General features: G+C 72.5%; 23 protein-coding genes. 13 read left to right on the top strand and 10 right to left on the bottom strand.

The genetic code is table 11. The annotated features are described in order from the left end of the window. Window positions 1-44 precede the first annotated feature (44 nt). Complete coding sequence (locus tag ABD292_RS41995; RefSeq protein WP_344217726.1) at window positions 45-518, top strand: low molecular weight protein-tyrosine-phosphatase; 474 nt, start codon at window positions 45-47, stop codon at window positions 516-518. Beyond that, on the top strand, window positions 505-1,299 hold the full coding sequence (locus ABD292_RS41990; protein ID WP_344217724.1) for a fructosamine kinase family protein: 795 nt from the start codon (window positions 505-507) through the stop codon (window positions 1,297-1,299). Before ABD292_RS41995 ends, ABD292_RS41990 begins: the two co-directional genes overlap by 14 nt. Window positions 1,300-1,309: 10 nt before the next feature. Here the strand turns inward: ABD292_RS41990 and hisN are convergent, their stop codons facing one another. Beyond that, entirely contained in the window at window positions 1,310-2,140 is an 831-nt protein-coding gene (gene hisN / locus ABD292_RS41985) for a histidinol-phosphatase (protein WP_371252880.1), read from the bottom strand. 62 nt (window positions 2,141-2,202) lie between these two features. On the opposite strand from hisN, the gene ABD292_RS41980 reads away from it, so the two are divergent. Next, window positions 2,203-2,649: a DUF4442 domain-containing protein gene (locus ABD292_RS41980; protein WP_344217720.1), complete on the top strand. Its 447-nt coding sequence runs from the start codon at window positions 2,203-2,205 to the stop codon at window positions 2,647-2,649. A 38-nt stretch (window positions 2,650-2,687) separates the two neighbouring features. Here ABD292_RS41980 and rsgA read toward each other — a convergent pair whose 3' ends face one another. After that, window positions 2,688-3,707 carry a ribosome small subunit-dependent GTPase A gene (gene rsgA / locus ABD292_RS41975; RefSeq protein WP_344217718.1) on the bottom strand — a complete coding sequence of 340 codons (1,020 nt, stop codon included), beginning with the start codon at window positions 3,705-3,707 and terminating at the stop codon, window positions 2,688-2,690. A gap of 130 nt (window positions 3,708-3,837) precedes the next feature. Then, complete coding sequence (gene aroA, locus ABD292_RS41970) at window positions 3,838-5,124, bottom strand: 3-phosphoshikimate 1-carboxyvinyltransferase (protein ID WP_344217716.1); 1,287 nt, start codon at window positions 5,122-5,124, stop codon at window positions 3,838-3,840. Window positions 5,125-5,230: 106 nt separating this feature from the next. Between aroA and ABD292_RS41965 the strand changes: the two genes are divergently transcribed. Together ABD292_RS41965 and ABD292_RS41960 are read left to right on the top strand one after the other, a co-directional pair. Further along, window positions 5,231-5,977: an SOS response-associated peptidase gene (locus tag ABD292_RS41965; protein WP_344217714.1), complete on the top strand. Its 747-nt coding sequence runs from the start codon at window positions 5,231-5,233 to the stop codon at window positions 5,975-5,977. A 157-nt stretch (window positions 5,978-6,134) separates the two neighbouring features. Then, a complete protein-coding gene (locus ABD292_RS41960) occupies window positions 6,135-6,467 on the top strand; it encodes a TraR/DksA family transcriptional regulator (protein WP_091078819.1) in 333 nt (110 codons plus the stop codon). 39 nt (window positions 6,468-6,506) lie between these two features. On the opposite strand, the gene ABD292_RS41955 is transcribed toward ABD292_RS41960, so the two are convergent. Further along, on the bottom strand, window positions 6,507-7,250 hold the full coding sequence (locus ABD292_RS41955; RefSeq protein WP_344217711.1) for a class I SAM-dependent methyltransferase: 744 nt from the start codon (window positions 7,248-7,250) through the stop codon (window positions 6,507-6,509). A 233-nt stretch (window positions 7,251-7,483) separates the two neighbouring features. Between ABD292_RS41955 and ABD292_RS41950 the strand changes: the two genes are divergently transcribed. From ABD292_RS41950 to ABD292_RS41920, 7 genes are all read left to right on the top strand, one after another. Next, the gene (locus ABD292_RS41950) at window positions 7,484-8,089 is read left to right on the top strand and encodes a sigma-70 family RNA polymerase sigma factor (RefSeq protein ID WP_329592803.1); all 606 of its coding nucleotides are present in this window, start codon (window positions 7,484-7,486) and stop codon (window positions 8,087-8,089) included. Continuing rightward, window positions 8,086-8,352, top strand: a complete 267-nt coding sequence (rsrA, locus tag ABD292_RS41945; RefSeq protein WP_344217709.1) for a mycothiol system anti-sigma-R factor — start codon at window positions 8,086-8,088, stop codon at window positions 8,350-8,352. The genes ABD292_RS41950 and rsrA overlap by 4 nt, the downstream gene beginning before the upstream one ends. 10 nt (window positions 8,353-8,362) lie before the next feature. After that, window positions 8,363-9,304, top strand: coding sequence for an NAD-dependent epimerase/dehydratase family protein (locus ABD292_RS41940; protein WP_344217707.1), 942 nt, complete (start codon window positions 8,363-8,365; stop codon window positions 9,302-9,304). Between the two features lie 194 nt (window positions 9,305-9,498). Beyond that, window positions 9,499-10,854, top strand: a complete 1,356-nt coding sequence (locus ABD292_RS41935; protein ID WP_344217705.1) for an HD-GYP domain-containing protein — start codon at window positions 9,499-9,501, stop codon at window positions 10,852-10,854. After that, the gene (locus ABD292_RS41930) at window positions 10,851-12,146 is read left to right on the top strand and encodes an HD-GYP domain-containing protein (protein ID WP_344217703.1); all 1,296 of its coding nucleotides are present in this window, start codon (window positions 10,851-10,853) and stop codon (window positions 12,144-12,146) included. The genes ABD292_RS41935 and ABD292_RS41930 overlap by 4 nt, the downstream gene beginning before the upstream one ends. Window positions 12,147-12,237: 91 nt before the next feature. Continuing rightward, window positions 12,238-13,602: an acetyl-CoA carboxylase biotin carboxylase subunit gene (locus ABD292_RS41925; protein ID WP_344217701.1), complete on the top strand. Its 1,365-nt coding sequence runs from the start codon at window positions 12,238-12,240 to the stop codon at window positions 13,600-13,602. 32 nt (window positions 13,603-13,634) lie between these two features. Continuing rightward, window positions 13,635-13,847: a biotin/lipoyl-binding carrier protein gene (locus ABD292_RS41920; RefSeq protein ID WP_329590226.1), complete on the top strand. Its 213-nt coding sequence runs from the start codon at window positions 13,635-13,637 to the stop codon at window positions 13,845-13,847. 19 nt (window positions 13,848-13,866) lie between these two features. Here the strand turns inward: ABD292_RS41920 and ABD292_RS41915 are convergent, their stop codons facing one another. Continuing rightward, window positions 13,867-14,256, bottom strand: a complete 390-nt coding sequence (locus ABD292_RS41915) for a thioesterase family protein (protein WP_329590228.1) — start codon at window positions 14,254-14,256, stop codon at window positions 13,867-13,869. A 273-nt stretch (window positions 14,257-14,529) separates the two neighbouring features. Here ABD292_RS41915 and ABD292_RS41910 point away from each other — a divergent pair, with 273 nt between their 5' ends. Further along, complete coding sequence (locus ABD292_RS41910) at window positions 14,530-16,101, top strand: serine/threonine protein kinase (RefSeq protein ID WP_344217698.1); 1,572 nt, start codon at window positions 14,530-14,532, stop codon at window positions 16,099-16,101. A gap of 3 nt (window positions 16,102-16,104) precedes the next feature. On the opposite strand, the gene ABD292_RS41905 is transcribed toward ABD292_RS41910, so the two are convergent. From ABD292_RS41905 to bioD, 5 genes are all read right to left on the bottom strand, one after another. Continuing rightward, complete coding sequence (locus ABD292_RS41905; RefSeq protein WP_344217696.1) at window positions 16,105-17,751, bottom strand: acetolactate synthase; 1,647 nt, start codon at window positions 17,749-17,751, stop codon at window positions 16,105-16,107. A 40-nt stretch (window positions 17,752-17,791) separates the two neighbouring features. After that, window positions 17,792-18,568 (bottom strand): DUF4097 family beta strand repeat-containing protein, encoded by a 777-nt coding sequence (locus tag ABD292_RS41900; protein ID WP_344217694.1) that lies wholly within the window; start codon window positions 18,566-18,568, stop codon window positions 17,792-17,794. After that, window positions 18,565-19,221, bottom strand: a complete 657-nt coding sequence (locus ABD292_RS41895; protein WP_344217692.1) for a response regulator transcription factor — start codon at window positions 19,219-19,221, stop codon at window positions 18,565-18,567. The genes ABD292_RS41900 and ABD292_RS41895 overlap by 4 nt, the downstream gene beginning before the upstream one ends. Further along, window positions 19,212-20,372, bottom strand: coding sequence for a sensor histidine kinase (locus tag ABD292_RS41890; RefSeq protein WP_344217690.1), 1,161 nt, complete (start codon window positions 20,370-20,372; stop codon window positions 19,212-19,214). Before ABD292_RS41890 ends, ABD292_RS41895 begins: the two co-directional genes overlap by 10 nt. A 66-nt stretch (window positions 20,373-20,438) precedes the next feature. Next, a complete protein-coding gene (bioD, locus tag ABD292_RS41885) occupies window positions 20,439-21,161 on the bottom strand; it encodes a dethiobiotin synthase (protein ID WP_344217688.1) in 723 nt (240 codons plus the stop codon). Between the last annotated feature and the right edge of the window lies 1 nt (window position 21,162).

The following is a 21,162-nucleotide window of genomic DNA, read 5'->3' as shown; positions in this document are numbered from 1 at the left end:
TGAACGTACGGTGAACGCCCTCGGTCACCCTCATGATGGGTGTTATGACGTATCGCATCTGCGTGGTGTGCATGGGGAACATCTGCCGCTCGCCCATGGCGGAGGTCGTGCTGCGGCGGGTCCTGGAGGACCGCGGGCTGGGCAAGCAGGTCGTGGTCGAGAGCGCGGGGACGGGTGGCTGGCACGTGGGCGACCCCATGGACGAGCGGGCGCTCGGCATCCTGACCGAGCGCGGCTACGACGGGGCCGCGCACCGCGCCAGGCAGTTCACCGCCGATTGGTTCGACCGTTACGACCTGGTGCTGGCCATGGACCGTGACAACCTGGTCAACCTGCGGCGGCTCGCGCCTCCCGGGGTGGAGGTGCGGCTGTTCCGCTCGTTCGACCCGGCGGCGCCGTCCGGGGCCGAGGTGCCCGATCCGTACTACGGGGGGCGCGAGGGGTTCGAGGAGGTGCTCTCGCTGGTGGAGTCGGCGGCCGAGGGCGTGGCCAAGCACGTCGCCGATGAGATCGGTTAGGGAGCTCGGCACGTCCCACGGCTGGCGGCTGCGGCAGGGCGTGCTGGACGACGGGCGGCCGGTGTTCGTCAAGAGCGGGCCCGCCGGCGTCGTGTCGGAGGTGTTCGCCGCGGAGGCGGCGGGGCTGCGCTGGCTGGGCGAGGTCGCCGCGGTGCCCGAGGTGATCGAGGCGGGGCCGGACCGGCTGGTGCTGTCCTGGGTGGAGGAGGAGCGGCCTGGTCCTGCGGCGGCCGAGCGGTTCGGGCGGGAGCTGGCCAGGATGCACCGGGCGGGCGCGGAGGCGTTCGGCGCGCCGTGGCCCGGGTTCATCGCCGAGCTGCCGATGGACAACCGGCCGTGCGGCTCGTGGCCGGAGTTCTACGCCGAGCGGCGGGTCCTGCCGTTCCTGCGTCAGGCGCGGCTGCCGGCGGCCGACGTGGCCGAGGTCGAGCGGGCCGTGGACCGTTTCGCCGAGGTGGCGGGCCCGGCCGGGCCGCCGTCCAGGATCCACGGTGACCTGTGGAGCGGGAACGTGCTGTGGTCGGGCGGTTCGGCGGTGCTGGTCGATCCGGCCGCCCACGGCGGGAACCGGGAGACCGACCTCGCCATGCTGGCGCTGTTCGGGCTGCCTCACCTGGATCGGGTGCTCGGGGCGTACCGGGAGGAGTGGCCGCTCGCGGACGGGTGGCGCGAGCGGGTGCCGCTGCACCAGCTCCATCCGCTGCTGGTGCACGTCGTGCTGTACGGCGGGTCCTACCGGGGGAGCCTGATGGCGGCGGTGCGGCGGGTGCTGGAGCTCTGAGCGTGGTCGTTCAGCGGACGCGGGTGCCGTTGAGCCGGGCGATGACCTCGTCGTGCAGGAGGCCGTTGCTGCAGACCAGGCTGCCGCCCTCCAGCCCGCGTACGCCCGTCGTGTCGGTCCAGACGCCGCCGGCCTCCTCGACGATGACCGTGAGCGCGGCCATGTCCCAGGCCGACAGCTCGGGCTCGGCGGAGAAGTCGACCGAGCCCTCGGCGACCATCATGTGCGACCAGAAGTCGCCGTAGGCGCGGGTGCGCCAGCAGGCGCGGCTGAGGTCGAGGAAGGTGTCGAGCCTGCCGGTCTGCTCCCAGCCGCCGAAGCTGGAGTAGGAGAAGGAGGCGTCGCCGAGGTCGGAGACCGAGGAGACGTGCATCCTGGACGCCTTGGCCAGGCTCTTGCCGGTCCACGCGCCGCCGTCGGTGGCCGCCCACCAGCGCCGGCCGAGCGCGGGGGCGGAGACGAGGCCGACGACGACGCGGCCGTACTCCATGAGGGCGATCAGCGTCGCCCACACGGGCACGCCGCGCACGTAGTTCTTGGTGCCGTCGATGGGGTCGATGATCCAGGACCTGGCGCCGTGGCCGGTCGTGCCGTACTCCTCGCCCACGACCGCGTCGCGGGGCCGGGCGCGGCGCAGCGTGCCGCGGATCGCCTCCTCGACGGCGCGGTCGGCGTCGCTGACCGGGGTGAGGTCGGGCTTGGTGTCGACCTTGAGATCGACGGCCTTGAACCGGCGCATGGTGAGGTCGTCGGCGGCGTCCGCCATGACGTGCGCGAGGCGTAGATCATCGTTGTAACCCTGCACGGTCGCCCACGCTATCGTGCCGGGCGGAGGGAACATCAGTCGCAGAGGCCCCTTTTCTGGTAACCGCCCCTCTAGTTACTCGCGGGTAGCATGCGGATATGTCATTGGATGTTGGTGCATTTCTGCTGGAGAGCGTCCCCTTTGCCCGGACTGTGGGAATCGTCTTCGACGAGGTGGGCGACGGGCGGGCGGTCTGCCGGCTGCCCGACCGCGAGGACGTGCGCAACCACGTGGCGGGGCCGCACGCCGGAGCGCTGTTCACGCTGGCCGAGACGGCCTCGGGGGCGGCGATGCTCTCGCTGCTGGGGGACGAGCTCGGCCGGGCCACGCCGCTCACCACCGGCGCCAGGGTGGAGTACCGCAAGTTCGCCAAGGGCGAGGTGCGCGCGGAGGCCCGGCTGCTGGCTGCGCGGGAGGCGGTGGTCGCCGAGCTGGACGCGGGCGGGCGGCCGGAGTTCGAGGTGGCGGTGGAGCTGACGGACGGCGACGGCGTGCTCGTCTCGACGGTCGCCATCACGTGGACGCTGCGGCCCCACCGGCGCTGAGCGTCACGTGGACGCCAAGGCCCCACCGGCGCTGATCGTCACGTGGCGCGCTCGGCGGCGTCGTCGAGTGCGCCTTCGCGGCTGGACAGCAGGCGGCGCAGCGACTCCAGCCGGGTGGGATCGGCGTTGCCCGCGGCCACCCACGCGTCGAGCGCGCAGCCGTCGGCCAGGTGCGTGCAGCCCTTGGGGCAGTCGACCGTGCCCTCCACCAGGTCGGGGAAGGCGGCCAGCACCGTCTCCACCGACACGTGGGCCAGGCCGAAACTGCGCACCCCCGGCGTGTCGATGATCCAGCCGCCCTCCGGCAGCTCAAGGGCCACCGCCGAGGTGGAGGTGTGCCGGCCCCTGCCGGTGACCTCGTTGACGTGGGAGACGGCCCGGTTGGCGTCGGGGACCAGGGCGTTGACCAGGGTGGACTTGCCGACCCCGGAATGCCCGACCAGGACGCTGATCCGGCCGGTCAGGTGCTCGCGCAGCTCGTCGAGCGAGCCGCCCTTGTGGACGACGACGTGCGAGACGCCCAGCGGCTCGTAGAGGGCCACGAGGCCGTCGGGCGGGGCGAGGTCGGACTTGGTGAGACAGAGCAGGGTGTCGATCTCGGCGTCGAACGCCGCCACGAGGATGCGGTCGATCATCCGCGGCCGGGGCGGCGGATCGGCGAGCGCGGTGACGATCACGAGCTGGTCGGCGTTGGCCACGATCGGGCGCTCGATGCCGTCGGTGTCCTCGGTGTCGTCGGCCGAACGGCGGAGCATCGAGGTGCGCGGCTCCACCCGCACCACCCGGGCCAGCGTGTCGGGCCGGCCCGACACGTCACCCACCAGCGCCACCCGGTCGCCGACGACGATGCCCTTGCGGCCCAGCTCGCGGGCCTTCATGGCGACCACGAGCCGGCGTTGGTGCTGCTGCCTGCGTTTGTGCGCCGAGCCCTTGGCGCGGTCGGGCTCGACCAGGACGGTGTAGCGGCCCCGGTCGACGGCGACCACGAATCCTTCGACGGCGTCCTCGTGCGCAGGACGGATGCGGGTGCGCGGCCGCGAGCCCTTGCCCGGCCTCACCCGTACGTCGTCCTCGTCGTATTCCCGCTTTCTCAGCGGTCCGCTCCCATATGCGTGAGGTCCTTCCTTCGGGTTGTGCGGCCCCCTTGCGAGGTGCCCGGAGCGCCGGTCGCGAAACCGGCCCGGACGGTCACCGGGACTCCAGCATCGCCGTCCACATGCGGACGAACTCCGGCAGGGTCTTGGCGGTCGTCGCGATGTTCTCCACCTCGACGCCGGGCACCCGCAGGCCGATCACCGCGCCGGCGGTGGCCATGCGGTGGTCGTCGTAGCTGTGGAAGACGCCGCCGTGCAGCGGGCGCGGGCGGATGACCAGCCCGTCGTCCGTCTCCTCGGCGTCGCCGCCGAGCCGGTTGATCTCGGTGGCCAGGGCGGCCAGCCGGTCGGTCTCGTGGCCGCGCAGGTGGGCCACGCCGCGGATGCGGGTGGGCGTGGTGGCGAGCGCGGCCAGGGCCGCGATGGTGGGCGTGAGCTCGCCGACCTCGCGCAGGTCGGCGTCGATGCCGGTGATCTCGCCGGTGCCGGTGACCACCAGGTCGGCGGAGTCGGCGTGCTCGTCGCGGGCGACGGTGGCGCCCATGGACGTGAGCAGGCCGCGCAGCGCGTCGCCCGGCTGGGTGGTGACGCGCGGCCAGGCGGGGATGGTGACCGTGCCGCCCGTGACGAGCGCGGCCGCGAGGAACGGCGCGGCGTTGGACAGGTCGGGCTCCACCGTGACGTCGCGCGCCGCGATCGGCCCCGGCTCGACCCGCCACACGTCGGGCTCGCCGTCGTCGACCACGACCTCGGCCGCCCTGAGCATCTGCACGGTCATCCGGATGTGGGGCTGGGAGGGCACCGGCGGGCCGGCGTGCCGGATCGTGACGCCCTTGGCGAAGCGCGCGGCCGACAGCATCAGCCCCGACACGAACTGCGAGGAGCCCGAGGCGTCGAGCGTGACCTCGCCGCCGGTCAGCGGCCCGCTGATGGTGAACGGCAGCGCGTCGTTGTCGACCCGCGCGCCGAGCGCCCGCAGGGCGTCGAGGATGGGGCCCATCGGGCGCTTGCGGGCGTGCGGGTCGCCGTCGAAGGAGACCGGCCCGTCGGCCAGTGCGGCGATCGGCGGCACGAACCTCATGACCGTGCCCGCGAGGCCGGCGTCGACCGCCGCGCCGCCGCGGATCGGGCCGGGCGTGACGTGCCAGTCGACGCTCGCCGGGGTCTCGGCGGACGGCTCCAGCCGGGCGCCGAGCGCGCGCAGCGCGGCGACCATGAGGTCGGCGTCGCGGCTGCGCAGGGCCCTGCGCACCACGCCGGGACCTTCGGCGAGCGCGGCCAGGACGAGCGCGCGGTTGGTCACCGACTTGCTGCCGGGCAGCGGCACGGCGGCGCTGACGGGCGCGGCGGCGGTGGGCGCGGGCCAGTGCGGAACGGACATGGTCAAAGCCTATCCGGGCGTGACGGGCCGGGGTCACCACCTGCGGACGACGGTGAACACGTGGCGGGAAGGCGTAGGTGTCGGCGCCGCGTGGCAGGGTGGGGTCATGTGCGGTAGATACGCCTCGGCGCGCAAGAAGCACGAGCTCCTGGAGGAGTTCCAGGTCGAGCTGGACGGCGAGCCCGACAAGGAGCTCGGCCCCGACTACAACGTCGCGCCCACCAAGAACGTCTACGCGATCATGGACCGTGTGCCCGACGAGGGCGACCGCGCGGTGCGGCAGCTCAGGGTCGTCAAATGGGGCCTCGTGCCGGCCTGGGCCAAGGACCCGTCGATCGGCTCGCGCATGATCAACGCCAGGATCGAGACGGTGGCGGAGAAGCCGTCCTACCGACGGGCGTTCGCCAAGCGCAGGTGCCTGCTGCCCGCCGACGGCTACTTCGAATGGATGCCGGTCGAGGGCGAGAAGCGTAAGAAACAGCCCTACTACATTCATCCGGCCGACGGCGGGGTGCTGGCGATGGCCGGCCTGTACGAGTTCTGGAAGGACCCCTCGCGCGCCGACGACGACCCGCTCAAATGGCTCGTCACCTGCACCGTGATCACCACCGACGCCGAGGACGACCTGGGCCGCATCCACGACAGGATGCCCATGATGATCGAGCGGGAGCGCTGGGCCGAATGGCTCGATCCCAAGCTCACCGACCCCGCCGAGGCCACCCGGCTGCTGGTGCCGGCCGAGCAGGGGAGGCTCACCGCGTACGCGGTGTCGACCGATGTCAACAACGTCAGAAACAATGGGCCCGACCTCATCAAACCTCTCCCCGAACAAGAGGAGACCGCCCTTTTCTGAAGGTGTAGGAAGTGCGGTAAATGGGCATCCGGTGAGGAAAGCGCGTGCATTCGTTTACTCGAGGTCACCGCCGCACATGCCCCTTTGACTGCACCGGGCGGAACAGCCGGGGAGTTCTCGCCACGGGCTGCTTCCTTTCACCCGGAGGTGCGGATTCGTGGACGTCACGACCGCTCGTGAGCGGCTGGAAGACATGCTGGCCGAACTGGACCGTTCGATCGCCGTTCTGCAGGGAGACCCGGTCGCGGTGCGCGAGCACCACGCGGCCGACGCCGGCTCCGACCTGACCGACGCCGATCGCGCCCGCGCCATGCTGACCGTGGCGGGGACGCAGCGCGACGCGGTCGTCCAGGCGCTCAAACGCCTGGAGGAAGGCGTGTACGGCCGCTGCGTCGACTGCGCCAGGCCGGTGCCCGAAGGCCGCCTGGAGGCGCGGCCGGAGGCCGCCAGGTGCGTCGAGTGCCAGGGCAAGCGGGAGCGGCGCCGCTGAGCGCACCCCAGGTCGGCCGCCGAGAAACCCCTGAGGGTGTCAGCCCTTCTTCCTGGCGCTGGCCACGAGGTGGATGCCCACGGTGTCGTCGTCGTCCGGGTGGGCCTCCAGCTCGGTGCGGACGAGCCAGGTCAGTGAGCGCGCGTCGGAGCCGAGCACGTGGTCGACCGTGGACGGCGACAGCACCGTGCGCGGCCGCACCCACTCCACCTCAAGGCCGGCGCCGATCAGCAGCTCGCGCAACTGCCCGCTGCTGAAGCAGCGCGTGATGCTGCCGTCGGGCCAGGGCACGAGCATGACCTCGCCGGTCTGCCGCAGGTGCTGCCACTGCTCCTGCTCGGCCAGGATCGCCATGCCGAGGACCAGCGAGTCGACGCACACCAGCGCCCGGCCGCCCGGCCGCAGCACCCGGGCGACGTCGCTCATGGCCGACTCCGCCATGAGCTCGATCGACATCACGCGCTCCTCGGCGAGCACCGCGTCCACGCTCGCGTCGGGGAGGAACGCCAGATCATCGGCGCGTATATGACGAACCCGGTCAGCGTCCCGCAACCGGGACTGCAGGTCCACGGTACGGCGGAAGTCCAGCAGTTCGATCACCTTGTGCCCGGCCCTCGCCGCCTGCCCGGACCAGCGCCCACGGCCGCCGGACAGGTCGAGGATCACGGAGGGGTCGGCGGGAAGCCAGCGGTTGAGTTGTTCGGCGGCGACGGCGCGGTAGAACGTCCAGTACGGCCCGAGCGTCCCTGAGCCGTTGAGTTCCTCGGCCGGAATGGGCAGCACACGCGACTCCTGGGTGACGGAAAAAGGGCTACCAGCCGGTACGTATGACGTTCCCCGCACCGGGTCCTTCGTACCTTCTATCTTGCGGGAACAGACGGGGGCGCGGGGATGTTGCGACGAGCATGCTCACATTGGCAGCGCCCCTCCCCGATGCCAGGCCCGCCCTGGGCCAGCGGGTATCCTTCCCCGAGTACGGTGACCCGCAGCAGCCGGCCACCGGTGATCTTAGGGGGGTGGGTCCGGTGCCCGCGACAGGCGCGGAGACGCTGGAGCAGCGGAGCGAGCGATTCGAACGCGACGTCATGCCGTATCTCGAACAGCTCTACAGCGCCGCGCTCCGGATGACCCGAAATCCCGCGGACGCGGAAGACCTCCTGCAGGAGACCTTCGCCAAGGCGTTCGCGTCGTTCCATCAGTTCCAGCAGGGCACCAACCTCAAGGCGTGGCTCTACCGGATCCTCACGAACACCTTCATCAACAGCTACCGCAAGAAGCAGCGCGAGCCCAAGCAGTCCGGCACCGAGGAGATCGAGGACTGGCAGCTCGCGCGGGCGGAGTCCCACACCTCGAGCGGCCTGAAGTCGGCCGAGGTCGAGGCGCTGGAGCACCTGCCCGACGGCGACATCAAGCAGGCCCTCGCGGCGTTGCCCGAGGAGTTCAGGATCGCGGTCTACCTGGCCGACGTCGAAGGCTTCCCCTACAAGGAGATCGCCGACATCATGGGCACTCCCATCGGCACCGTGATGTCGAGGCTGCACAGGGGACGCAGGCAGCTGCGGGGCCTCCTTGAGGACTACGCCCGTGAGCGCGGCCTGGTCCCGGCGGAGGAATCGAAATGAGCTGTGGCAACCCACATGACACGGACTGTCGCGAGGTGCTCGACAAGGTCTACGCCTATCTCGACGGCGAGCTGACCGAGCACGACGTCGTCGAGATCCGCGTGCACCTCGACGAGTGCAGCCCGTGTCTGAAGGAGTACGACCTCGACAAAGCGGTCAAGGCGCTCGTAGCCAAACATTGCGGCTGTGATCCCGTCCCCGCAGACCTGCGCTCGAAAGTGCTGGACCGAATCGCACAGGTGAGAGCCGACCTCGCCGACTAGGATGCTCCCCATGCGCGTGTTGGTCACCGGGGGTGCCGGGTTCATCGGATCGAACCTCGTCGATCGGCTGCTTGCCGACGGTCACGAGGTCCATGTCGTGGACGACCTGTCCTCCGGCAGCAGGGACAACCTGACCGGGGCGGCGGGGAGCGAGCGGTTCCGGCTGCACGTCCTCGACGTGCGCGAGCCGGCCCTGGTGGGCCTGGCCGCCGAGGTGCAGCCGGAGGTCATCTGCCACCTGGCCGCGCAGATCAGCGTGCGCAAGAGCGTCGCCGACCCGGTGCACGACGCCTCCGTCAACGTCGAGGGCACCGCCCGCGTCCTGGAGGCGGCGCACGAGGGCCGCGCCCGCAAGGTGGTCTTCGCCTCGTCCGTGGCGGTCTACGGGCGGCCTGCCACCATTCCGGTGCCCGGTGACGCGGCGACCGATCCGCGCTCGCCGTACGCGGCCTCCAAGCTGAGCGGCGAGATCTACCTCGCCACCTTCCGCGCCCTGCACGGCATCGAGTACACCACGCTGGTGCTCTCCAACGTCTACGGCCCCCGCCAGTCGCCCCAGGGCGAGGCCGGCGTCGTGTCGATCTTCACCGACGCCCTGCTCAACGGCACGCCGACGGTCGTCTTCGGCGACGGCACGCAGACCCGCGACTACGTCTTCGTCGAGGACGTCGTGGACGGCTTCGCCCGCGCCTGCGGCCAGCGCGGCGACGGCCGCAGGTTCAACCTCGGCACCGGCATCCAGACCACCGATCGCCGCCTGCACTCGCTGATCGCCGACGCCGCCGGCGCGCCCGACAAGCCGGGCTTCGCCCCGGCGCGGCTCGGCGACCTGCCCGCCATGGCCGTCGACCCGGTGCCCGCCCAGGTCGGGCTGGGCTGGGAGCCGCGCACCGACCTCGCGACCGGCATCAAGCAGACCGTCGAATGGGCGCGCTCGCATCGCCGCACGTAGTGGCTTGATTACGCTTTGCTTGCGATTCTCCGGCCGGCCGGTGCGGCCGCGTCGTCTTCTGTAGCGTTGGAGCCCAGAAGTCGACGTGGAGGCATCGCATGGTGAAGGTGACGGTCGCCCGGACGCCTGCGCGGGCCGGCGGCGTGACGCCTCGCGGCGTGTCCTGGACCTGACGACGCCGGAGGGGGAGCCGCATGCGTGACCTGCCATGGCCCGCGAGGGTCTACCTGGTCGCCGTCATCGGCGCGGCGGGCGCGCTCATCGCCCGCGCCGGGATGGTCTCCGGCATGCCCGTGGCCACCGGGGACCTCGACGTCCTGCTGGTGCTCGCGCTGCTGTTCCTCGTCTGCGAGTCGATGCCCACGCTGCTCAACGTGGAGCAGTTCGCGGTGTCGGTCAGCTTCTCCGCCTCGCTCGCCGCCGTGGTGCTCATCGGCCCCGAGGGCGCGGCCCTGGTGGGGCTGACCGCGGTGCTGAGCGTCCGGCCGGGGCTGCCGCTGATCAAGCGCCTCTTCAACGGCGCGCAGTTCGCCATCTGCGGCTACGCGGCCGGGCAGGTCTACCTCGCGCTCGACGGGCGGGTCGGCGTGCCCCAGGTCGACGCCTTCGACGACCTCATCGGGCCCTACGCCGCGGCCACCGCCGTCTACGTTCCGCTCAACATCGTGCTCACGCTCACCATGGTGGCGCTGGCCACCGGGGTGCGGGACACCGAGGTGCCGATGCGCGGGATGGCGCAGTTCCTGCTGTCCTATCTGGGTTACGGCACGTTCGGGCTGCTGGTGGCCGGGCTCTGGGCGACCGTGCAGTCGATCTCGGCGGTGCTGGTGCTGCTGCCGCTGTTCGTGGCGCGGTGGGCGTTCGGGCAGTATCACGCGCAGCAGCGCTCGTACGACGCCACCATCGCCGCCCTGTGCCAGGCCGTGGAGACCAAGGACTACTACACGCGGGGCCACTGCACGCGCGTCTCGCACGCCTCCTCGATGATCGCGCAGGAGATCGGCATGGGCCTGGAGCGGGTGCGGGCGATCCGCTACGCCGGCATGCTCCACGACGTCGGCAAGCTCGGCGTGCCCACCAAGGTGCTGCAGAAGGACGGGCCGCTCACCGAGGAGGAGTTCGCCGCGATCCAGCTCCACCCGATGCGCGGCCTGGAGATCGTCCGGGGCATCGGCTTCCTCGACGAGGCCTACGCCGGCATCATGCACCACCACGAGAAGCACGACGGCACCGGCTACCCGATGGGCCTCGCGGGCGACGAGATCCCCGAGTTCGCCAAGGTCATCGCGGTCGCCGACGCGTTCGACTCGATGACCTCCGACCGCTCCTACCGCGGGGCGCGGCCGGTGCCCGTCGCCGTCGAGGAGCTGCGCAAGAGCGCGGGCACCCACTTCGACCCCGTCATGGTCGACGCCTTCATCCGGGCGCTCGAACGCGAGCCGTGGCAGCCGCCGCGCCGGGTCGACCCGCCGCCGCCCGAGGCCGTCGCCACGACCATCAAGGACCACGACGACCCCACCACGCCCATCCAGGTCGTGACCGGGCCATGATCGCCACCGGACGTGTCTCACGCACCACGGGACGCTCGTTCAGCACCGTCCTGCGCAGGCTCGACTCGGGCCAGTTGCTGCTCATCTGCGCGGCCGGACTGGTCGCCGTGGCGGGCGTCGCCCACACCGCCACCGTCGGGCTGGACCGGCCGGAGATCGCCGTCGGGTTCGGCGCGCTGATCGCGGTCGGCGAGCTGGCCAGGCTCACCATGCCGGGCAACCGGGAGGTCGCGCCCATCGGGGCCGCCGCCGCGCTCGGCTACACCCTGCTGCTCGACCTCAGCCAGAACCCGCTGACCCACTCCGCGCTGCAGGTCGTGGCGGTGATCGCGGTCGGCATGGCGGCGGGGGCCGCGCCCCACCTGGCCGTGGGCCGCCCGCCCCGGCTGGACGCGATGGCCCGCAGGCTGCTCACCGGCGCGCTGCTGGCCTTCGCCTTCCGTCCGCTGGCCGATCCGCTCCGCCGGATGACCGAGCCGCCCACCAGCACCTGGTGGCCGGCGCTCGCCGTGATGGTCACCCTCATCGCCGTCAGCCTGCTGGTCGACGTGCTGATCGCCGCCTGGCTGCGGGCCGAGCAGGTGCGCACCGCGTTCCGGGTGGCGGTGCGCGACGAGCTCAACATGGCCTTCCCGCTCGGCGCCGCCGTGGCCGCCTCCGGCGTGCTGCTGGCGCTCGCCACCCACAGCATGGACCTCGTCGCGCTGCTGGTGTTCGCCGCGCCGCTGCTGGTCACGCAGGTGGCCTTCCGCAAGTACGCCGGCATCCGGGCGACCTACCTGCAGACCGTGCGCGCGCTGTCGCGGGTCACCGAGGTCGGCGGCTACGTCGAGCCCGGCCACTCGCGCCGGGTGAGCCGCCTCGCCGTGGCCGTCGGCAGGGAGCTGGGCATGGCCGAGCCCGAGCTGCTGGAGCTGGAGTACGCGGCCCTGATGCACGACATCGGGCAGCTCTCGCTGCGCGATCCGATCCCCGGCGGCGCGACCGTCCTCACCGAGCCCGAGCAGGCCCGCCGGATCGCCGAGCTGGGCGCCGAGGTCATCAGGCAGACGGGCGTGCTCGACCGGGTGGCCGAGGTGGTGCGGCGGCAGTGCGACCCGATCTCCGCCGACCCGCCGCTGTCCAGCCGGATCATCAAGGTCGCCAACGCCTACGACGACCTGGTGGGCCCCTCGACCGACCGCGACCGGGCGGGCGCGGCGCTGGAGCGCATCCGCTGCGCGCCGGGCGGCGCGTACGACCCGCACGCGCTGGAGGCGCTGGCCCGGGTGATCGACCGGGGCCGGCTCTGACCCCATTGTGGGGTTCCTACAGTTCGGCTCCGCCGGATCGGTGGTTTCGGGCGAAAGGGGAAAAGCCACCCGCGGTCATAGGGTAATCCGCGTGCTGACTGAGACGCTCGGACCCGTTCTGATCGCCAACCGAGGGGAGATCGCGCGCCGGATCATCCGTACGGTCAAACGGATGGGCTTGCGGGCCGTCGCCGTGCACTCGGAGGCCGACGCCGACCTGCCGTTCGTACGGGAGGCCGATGAGGCCGTGCTGCTCGGCCCCGCCAACCCCGCGCAGAGCTACCTCGACGTCGCCAAGGTGCTGGAGGCGGCCCGCGCCACCGGAGCGCGGGCGATCCACCCCGGCTACGGGTTCCTCTCGGAGAACGCCGCCTTCGCCCGCGCCGTGGTCGCGGCCGGGATGACCTGGATCGGGCCGTCGCCCGAGGCCATCGACCGCATGGGCGACAAGATCAACGCCAGGAACCTCATGGAGGCCGCCGGCGTGCCGGTCGCGGCGGGCACCCGCGAGCCGGTCACCGACCTGTCGCTCGCGCTGCGGGCCGCCGAGCGCATCGGCTACCCCGTCATGGTCAAGACCGCTGGCGGCGGCGGTGGCATCGGCATGAGCGTGGCGCACGACGACGAGGCGCTGGCCAAGGCGTACGAGCAGGCGGCGCGGGCGGCGTCCAGGTTCGCGGGCGACGCGCTTGACGGCCCCGCGGTGCTGATCGAGCGCTACATCGAGCGGGCCCGTCACGTCGAGGTGCAGATCCTGGGCCTGCCCGACGGCCGGGTGCTGGCGCTCGGCGAGCGCGACTGCTCGGTGCAGCGCCGCCACCAGAAGGTCGTCGAGGAGTCGCCGTCCCCCGGCATCACCCCCGAGCTGCGCGAGCGCATGCTGGCCGCCGCGGTACGGGCCGGCGAGGCGGTCGGCTATCTCGGCGCGGGCACGGTCGAGTGCCTGGTGGACGCCGACCAGCAGGACTTCGTGTTCCTGGAGATGAACACCAGGCTCCAGGTGGAGCACCCGGTCACCGAGCTGGTCACCGGCCTCGACCTGGTCGAGCTGCAACTGCGGGTGGCGGCCGGCGAGAGCCCCGACCTCGACGTACGGCCCCGCGGGCACGCGATCGAGTTCCGCGTCTACGCCGAGGACCCCAAGCGCTTCTTCCCCGGCCCCGGCGTCATCACGACCTGGGACGAGCCGGTAGGCGAGGGCGTACGGGTCGACTCGGGCTACGAGGCGGGCAACACCGTCACGCCGTTCTACGACCCGCTCATGGCCAAGCTGTGCGTGTACGGCGAGGACCGCGCGGACGCCCTGGCCAAGGGGCGCAAGGCGGTCGAGGCGTTCGCGGTCGCGGGACCCAAGAACAACCTGCCGTTCTGCGCCGAGCTGCTGGACAACGAGGAGTTCGTCAGCGGCGACTACGACACCGCGCTCGTCGCGCGGATGCGCGGCGGACGGGCCTAGAGTGAACACATTGACGAAAGAGGGGAGCCCCGGTGGCTGAGGTACGCGCTGAGATGGTGGCCAACGTCTGGAAGGTCCTCGTGAGCGAGGGCGACACCGTCTCGGACGGCGACACGCTGGTCATCCTGGAGTCCATGAAGATGGAGATCCCGGTGCTCGCCGAGGACGACGGCGTGGTCGCGCAGCTCAAGGTCGCCGAGGGCGACGTGATCCAGGAGGGCGATCTCATCGCCGTCATCGACTAGCCGCCCGCCCGCCGCCCGGTCAGCCGAGCCGGCGCTGCGCGCCCGCGAGGAACTTGTGCCGGTCGACGACGACGCGCTCGATCGTCCCCTGGCCCACGACGCCGCGCTTGTCGTGGGCCTCGAAGGCGAAGACCAGCCGGCGGCCGTCCACCTCGGTCAGCTCGACGCCGATCTGCACGTGCGTGCCGAGCGGGCTGGCCGCGAGGTGTTCGAGCGCCACCCGGGTGCCGACGGAGGTCTCGCCGGGCGCGAGGTGCTTCTCGACCGCCTGCACGGTCGCGGCCTCGGCGAGCGCGAGCAGGCGCGGCGTGGCCAGCACGGGCACGTCGCCGCTGCCGGCCCGCTTCGCGGTGTCCGACATCTCGACCATGATGAGCAGCTGAGAGCGGAGACCAGGAGCGAGCGTCATGGGGTCAGCCTAGCGACAGGGATGCCGACTTCCCGGAAACGCGGACAAGTGCCACCACAAGGCCCCAGGATATGGTTTGTACGGCTTAAGACATTTGAGTGGCATGTGGGTCAGGTGAGTCGTACACTCTCTGAGCTTCGTGACCACCGTGTTACCTCGCCGCGACACAAGTTCGCTTTGTTGGGAACCCGCGGGGGCGAGAGGTTACAGAGGTAGGAGGGTAGCGGGGGAATCATGGTGGCCCAAGGAACCACACTGGCGGGGCGGTATCGCTTGGATACCCGCATCGGCGCCGGTGGCATGGGCGAGGTGTGGCGGGGTGAGGACACCGTCCTCGCTCGCACCGTCGCCGTCAAGGTGCTGCTTCCGGGCCGCATGCAGGACCCCGGCTTCGTCGCTCGCTTTCAGGGGGAAGCGCGGGCGATGGCCACGATCAACCACTCCGGCGTCGTGGACGTCTACGACTACGGGGTGAGCGGCGACACCGTCTATCTGGTGATGAAGTTCGTCGACGGCGAGCCGCTCGACCGGCTGCTGGCCCGGCTGGGCCGCATCCCGCCGCAGGCGGCCATGGAGCTCATCGCGCAGGCCGCCTCCGCCCTGCAGGCCGTCCACGACCAGGGCATCGTGCACCGCGACGTCAAGCCGGGCAACCTGCTCGTGCAGCGCGACGGCACGCTCGTGCTCACCGACTTCGGCATCGCCCGCTCCGACCTCGCCAACCGGCTCACCGACGCCGGCATGGTGCTGGGCACGGCCGCCTACTGCGCGCCCGAGCAGGCCGAGGGCGCGCCCGTCACGCCCGCCGTCGACATCTACGCGCTCGGCGTGGTCGCCTACGAGTGCCTGGTGGGGCAGCGGCCGTTCGACGGTGACAGCGCGGTCACGATCGCGCTCAAGCACATCCGCGAGGCGCCGCCGCCGCTGCCTGCCGACATCCCGCAGCCGGTGCGCGCCCTGGTCGAGATCGCGCTGTCGAAGGACCCGGCCCGGCGCTTCCCGTCGGCCAGGGCCATGAGCGACGCGGCCAGGGCCGCCGGCAGCGGGCAGGCCCCGGCCCTTCCCGAGCCGTCCCCCGGCCAGGCGCCGCCCGTCACCGGCGCCACGATGGCGCCCCCAACGGACTACCCGCAGCAGAGCGGCCATTACGAGCAGGGCGGCCACTACGCCGAGACCGGCCACTACGAGCAGTACAAGACCGGCGCCCACCTGCCGGCGCAGGAGCAGACCACGGTCGCCGAGCGGCGCGGCGGGCGGCGGGCCGCCAAGGCGCCGCGCAGGGGCGGGCTGGTCGCGGCCATCGCCGCCGTGGTGGTGCTCGGCGCGGGCGCGACGGCGGTCGCGCTCACCGGCATGACCACCGATGCGCCGCCGCAGGTCACACCCAGCACCGAGCACATGGACGCCGAGTCGCCCACGCCGACGGTGACCAAGCGCAAGAAGAAGCCCACCTTGTCGCCCACCCCCAGGACGGTCACCACCCGGCCGCAGCCGGCGGAGACCTCGGAGGAGCCCACCCCGACCCCCACGCCGACCCCGACGCCCACCCCGACCCCCACGAAGACCCCCACCAGCACGCCGGCGTCCACGGCGAAGAAGGCGGAGGTGCCCCAGCTCGTCGGCATGCGCTATCAGGACGCGCAGGCGGCGGTCGAGGCGTCCGGGTTCACCGCGCGCGTCGAGAACAACACGGTCACCACGGACGGCCTGCGCTGCGGCAAGATCTCCGCGCAGTCGCCGAAGGGCGGGACGATGCTCGAAGTGGGCAAGGTGGTCAAGATGGTCGTCATCGACGGCGGCTGCGAGTCGCCGAGCCCGACGGCCAGCCCGACCACCTCCAAATAGCGCTCAGACCCCCGTCGTGTTGCGGGGGTAGGCGATCTGCGGGTCGGTGGCGATGTTCACCATGTAGGGGATGCCGGAGTCGAACGCCCTGCGCAGCGCCGGGCCGATCTCCGACGGGTCGGTGACCAGCTCGCCGCCCCCGCCGAGCGCGGTGACCACCTGGTCGTAGCGGCAGTTGGGCTGCAGCTCGGCGGCCACGTCGTAGCCGTACAGCAGCTGCATGGGGTGCTTCTCCAGGCCCCAGATGCCGTTGTTGCCGCAGATCATCACGACCGGGAGGCGGTGGCGGACGAGCGTGTCGACGTCCATCAGCGAGAAGCCGGCCGCGCCGTCGCCGAGCAGCAGCACCACCTGCGAGGACGGGCGGGCCAGGCGGGCCGCGATGGAGTAGCCGAGGCCGGTGCCGAGGCAGCCGTACGGGCCCGGGTCGAGCCAGTTGCCGGGGCGGCGCGGCTCGACGTATTTGCCGGCGTAGGAGACGAAGTCGCCGCCGTCGCCGATGACCACGGCGTCGTCGTCCAGGACCCGGTTGAGCTCGCCGTAGATGCGCATGGGGTGGATCGGGTCGGCGTCGGCGGCCAGTAGCTCGGCGTCGCCCGCGATGGCCGCAGCGGCCGCCTCGGAGAGCTTGGAGACCCAGGAGGCGTACCTCTCCGGCTTGACCCCGGCGTCGCCGCAGGCCGCGCCGAGGCCCCAGAACACCACCGACAGGTCGCCGGCGGCCTTGGCGGCCGGCTGCATGTGCGTGGCGAGCTGCGAGGGCGCGTCGGCGATGTGCACGACCCTGGCCAGCGGGGCGCCGTCCTTGCCGCCGAACCAGCCGTAGCCGAGCCGGAAGTCGAGCGGCGTGCCGATCACGACCACCAGGTCGGCCTGGGCGAAGGCGAGCCCGCGGGCGCGCGTCACGAGCAGCTCGTGGCCCGCGGGCAGGATGCCGCGGCCCTGGCCGTTCGGGATGACCGGCAGCCGCCAGGCCTCGGCGAAGTCGCGGGCGGCCTCCTCGGCACGGTCCATCCACACGTCGGAGCCGTAGACCAGCACCGGGCGCTCGGCCTCGGCCAGCAGCCGGGCGATGGCCGCCAGGTCGTCGGGGTCCGGCTCCAGCGGCGACGGCGTCTGCGTCTCCACCGCGTGCGGCTCGGAGGGGGCGAACAGGTGGTCCATGTAGAAGTCGAGGAAGACCGGGCCGCGGTGCGGCGCGACCGCCGTGCGGAAGGCCATCTCGACGTCCTGGCCGACCGAGTCGGCCCCGCTCGCGGTGAACGACAGCTTCGTGATCGGTTCGAGCAGCGGCGGGTGGTCCATCTCCTGCAGTGCGCCGCTGCCCCAGCGGGACTGGGGCGCCCGGCCGCCGAGCACGACCACCGGCGAGCCGTTGAAGTGCGCGGTGGCGACCCCGCTGACGCCGTTGGTGATGCCGGGACCGGCGGTCAGCACGGCGAGGCCCGGCTTCCTCGTCAGCCGGGCGGTCGCCTCGGCGGCGAACACGGCGCTCTGCTCGTGGCGTACGTCGAGGATGCGCATGCCCTCGTGCACCGCGCCGTCGTAGAGCGGGAAGACGTGCCCTCCCGACAGGGTGAACATGGTCTCGGCCCCATAGGCCTTGGACACGGCGACGGCCACGTCACCGGCATGCTTCGCAGACTCCATGCCGGGAACTTACCAACCAGTCACACTCGTAAACAGACCTTCACCGGCAGCACACCGACACCGCGCCCGTGTGGGTGCTGACCTCGATCTTCCGTGGCGCGGCCATGTCCCTTTCGACGGCGAGTGTGACGTTGGTGGCGGAGGCCGTCACGGCGTACGGCGCCGGCGGGACGACGACGGTGACGTCGCCCCTCGTGCGCACCACGGCCCGCACGGACGTCGGCCGGCCGGTGAACGCCGCCCGCACCTCGCCCGCGCCCGTCTCCAGGTCGGCGGACTCGCCGCCCAGCCCGCCGGCGTCGATGTCGCCGCTGCCGGTCCGCGCCCAGATCGGCCCGGCGACCCCGTCGAGCCGTACGGTGCCCGAGACCGAGGTCAGCCGCAGGCTGCCGAACAGGTCGTCCACGGAGAGCTCCCCGGCGGTCGTCCCCGCCACGACGTCGGTCTCCGGCGGCACGAAGACCGTGTAGTCCGCCTGGCAGAGCGAGCCGTCCGGCTGTCCTGAGCCGGGACAGTCGGTGCCCAGCCGCAGCGTGGCGGCGGCGGGGTCCCAGTTCTCCGACACCTTCGGCCGTTCCTTGGACCAGCTCAGCGACCGGCTGATCATCAGCTCGCCGGCCCGGCCGGGCACGATGAACAGGTTGACCGGCGTGGCCGTCGCCTTGATCTCCACGGTGTCGCCGTCGAACGGGATCGACCGCAGGTCGGTGACGACCGGCTCGCGGGCGCGGGCGAAGGCGGTCCAGAGCGCCGCCGTGGACCAGACGAGCGCGATCACGGTCGCCATCGCGCCGGCGGTCAGCCAGAGTGCCCTCACGGCGAGCTCCTGATCTTCAAGAACTGGAGCACGGCCAGCACCCGCCGGTGGTCACCCTCGGCGGGGGACAGGTCGAGCTTGGTGAAGATGTTGCCGATGTGCTTGCCGACCGCGCCCTCGCTGAGCACCAGCGCCTGGCCGATGCCGGCGTTCGAGCGGCCCTCGGCCATGAGCTGGAGCACCTCGTGCTCGCGGGGCGTCAGGCGTTCCAGGGGGTGGCTGTCGCCGCGCACGATGAGCTGCGCGACCACCTCGGGGTCGAGCGCGGTCCCGCCGGAGGCCACGCGGCGCAGCGCGTCGATGAACTCGGTCACGTCCGCCACCCGGTCCTTCAGCAGGTAGCCGACGCCGCCGTTCGCGGCCGAGGCGAGGAGCTGGGCGGCGTAGCGCTCCTCGACGTACTGGGAGAGCACCAGGACCGGCAGCCCCGGCTGCTGGCGGCGCAGCACCAGCGCGGCGCGCAGGCCCTCGTCGGTGTGCGTGGGCGGCATCCGCACGTCGGTGATCACCAGGTCGGGCCGGTGCTCCTCGGCCGCCCGCAGCAGCCCCTCGGCCTCGTCCACGGCCGCCACGACCGCCATGCTGGCCGCGTCGAGCAGCCGGATCAGCCCCTCGCGCAGCAGTACGGAGTCCTCGGCCAGCACTACGCGCACGGCAGGTCCACCTCGATCGTGGTCGGGCCGCCGAGGGGGCTGGAGAGCCGGAGCGCGCCGTCCACGGCGTCGACGCGCTGGGCCAGGCCGCGCAGGCCGGTGCCGCCGTCCATGCGGGCGCCGCCGCAGCCGTCGTCGTGGACGAGCACGTGCAGGCGGTCGCGCTCGCGCCGCACGCTCACCTCGGCCCTCGTGGCCGCGGCGTGCTTGGCGATGTTGGTGAGTGCTTCGGACACGATGAAGAAGGCCACCGCCTCGATGGTCGGGGTGACGCGCCGCTCGATGTCGACGCGCAGCTTGACAGGGAAGGGGGCGCGGGCGGCGACGCCGGACAGCGCCGCGTCCAGCCCCTGGTCGTTGAGCACGGCGGGGTGCAGGCCGCGGACGAAGTCCCGCAGCTCCTTCAGCGCCTGCTTGGCCTCCTCGTGGGCCTGCGCGATGGCGTCCCGGGCCGGCTCCGGCAGGTCGGTGAGGGTGGCGCGGGCCAGCCCCAGGTTCATGGCCAGCGACACCAGGCGCTGCTGGGCGCCGTCGTGCAGGTCCCGCTCGATCCTGCGGCGCTCGGCGTCGGCCGCGTCGATCACGCCCGCCCGGCTCTCGGTGAGCGTCTCGATCCGCTGCCCGAGCTCCGAACGGCTCGGGCCGAGCAGCGTACGGGCCACGAACAGGTCCAGCGCCGCCATCCCGCGCGCCAGCACCGGCGCGAGCAGCAGCAGCGCGAGCCCGACGGCCATGAAGACCGCCACCACCCGCCCGTCGCGCAGGTTGAACTCGAACTGCAGCGGCGGCCGCTCGATCTTGTCCGGCAGGAACGCCAGCAGCCCCACCACGGCACCGCCCCAGGCGAGCGCCACCAGGACCGCGGCGCCCAGCCCCACGACCGGCGACAGCAGGTGGTAGCCGATCTGCCGCCACGTGGCCGCGCTGCGCAGCGTGCTCGGCGTGCGCACGGGCGGGATGCGCGCCCCGAGGAACGCCTCGAACCGGGAGCGCTGCAGCCGCGTGAACAGCGGCAGGCCGCCCCGCAGCACGGGCGGCACGGCGATCGCGACCAGCGTCGAGCCGGCCAGCATCACGGCGACCGGGAGGCCGATCATCACGTGCGCCGTGTCCAGCCAGGCACGCGCCGACCACGGGCGGGGGACCTTCATGGCCTCAACGGTATTGACCGGGGCGATGGACGCGAAATGGGCTTGGTGTGCCGTTCGACGGTGGGGCTAGCCCCACCCTCCGATCAGCTGGCGGAACGCCGACGGGTCGAACGCGCCGCCCAGCGTGGGACCGAGGCTCCGGCGGGCCACGTCCGCGAACGCGTCCCCGTCGAGGGCGCCCGCGCCGTCCGGGAGCGCGCCGGCCAGCGGCCGCGCCGCCAGCATCTCCAGATCGGCCGCCGTGCCGCGCTCGACCGGGCCGGGCTCGGCCGGCCAGCGCCCGATGACCAGCCCGGCGAGGTCGAGCCCGCGGTGGGCCAGCGCCTCCAGGGTCAGCGCGGCGTGGTTGACCGCCCCGCGCCCTGAGCCGGACACCACGAGCACCTGGGCGCTCAGCAGCCGCGCGAGGTCGGCGATGGTGGCGCCGTCCTCGTCGTAGCGCTCCAGCAGCCCGCCGCTGCCCTCCACGAGCACCAGCCGGTTGCTCTCCGCCAGCTCGCGCACCAGCAGCGCCACCGCCGGCAGGGAGACCGGCGGCAGGCCCGCCGCCCGCGCCGCCGCGGCCGGGGAGAGCGGCTCGGCGAAACGGCCGAGCTCGAACGTCGTCGTCACCCCCGACAGCCGCATCACCGTGTCGAGGTCGCCGGGCGCGCCGGCGGCCAGCCCGGTCTGGGCGGGCTTGACCACGGCCACCCCCGCGCCCCTGGCTCGCCCGAGCGCGGCCACGGCGGCCGTCACCACGGTCTTGCCCACCGTCTCGCCGGTGCCTGTGACGATCAGTACGCTCACC

Origin of the sequence: Nonomuraea bangladeshensis, assembly GCF_039529455.1 — a bacterium.
Taxonomy (GTDB): domain Bacteria; phylum Actinomycetota; class Actinomycetes; order Streptosporangiales; family Streptosporangiaceae; genus Nonomuraea; species Nonomuraea bangladeshensis.
Note: the sequence above shows the minus strand (reverse complement) of the source record. Positions and strands in the feature narration are given on the sequence as shown.

Bases quoted from the DNA above. Each gene is read 5' to 3' on its own strand.
- aroA (WP_344217716.1), bottom strand. From the start codon at position 5,124: ATGTCCGTTCCGCACTGGCCCGCGCCCACCGCCGCCGCGCCCGTCAGC.
- rsrA (WP_344217709.1), top strand. From the start codon at position 8,086: ATGAGCTGTGGCAACCCACATGACACGGACTGTCGCGAGGTGCTCGAC.
- ABD292_RS41940 (WP_344217707.1), top strand. From the start codon at position 8,363: ATGCGCGTGTTGGTCACCGGGGGTGCCGGGTTCATCGGATCGAACCTC.
- ABD292_RS41935 (WP_344217705.1), top strand. From the start codon at position 9,499: ATGCGTGACCTGCCATGGCCCGCGAGGGTCTACCTGGTCGCCGTCATC.
- ABD292_RS41965 (WP_344217714.1), top strand. From the start codon at position 5,231: ATGTGCGGTAGATACGCCTCGGCGCGCAAGAAGCACGAGCTCCTGGAG.
- ABD292_RS41890 (WP_344217690.1), bottom strand. From the start codon at position 20,372: ATGAAGGTCCCCCGCCCGTGGTCGGCGCGTGCCTGGCTGGACACGGCG.
- ABD292_RS41915 (WP_329590228.1), bottom strand. From the start codon at position 14,256: ATGACGCTCGCTCCTGGTCTCCGCTCTCAGCTGCTCATCATGGTCGAG.
- ABD292_RS41905 (WP_344217696.1), bottom strand. From the start codon at position 17,751: ATGGAGTCTGCGAAGCATGCCGGTGACGTGGCCGTCGCCGTGTCCAAG.
- ABD292_RS41990 (WP_344217724.1), top strand. From the start codon at position 505: ATGAGATCGGTTAGGGAGCTCGGCACGTCCCACGGCTGGCGGCTGCGG.
- ABD292_RS41995 (WP_344217726.1), top strand. From the start codon at position 45: ATGACGTATCGCATCTGCGTGGTGTGCATGGGGAACATCTGCCGCTCG.
- hisN (WP_371252880.1), bottom strand. From the start codon at position 2,140: ATGTTCCCTCCGCCCGGCACGATAGCGTGGGCGACCGTGCAGGGTTAC.
- ABD292_RS41930 (WP_344217703.1), top strand. From the start codon at position 10,851: ATGATCGCCACCGGACGTGTCTCACGCACCACGGGACGCTCGTTCAGC.
- ABD292_RS41980 (WP_344217720.1), top strand. From the start codon at position 2,203: ATGTCATTGGATGTTGGTGCATTTCTGCTGGAGAGCGTCCCCTTTGCC.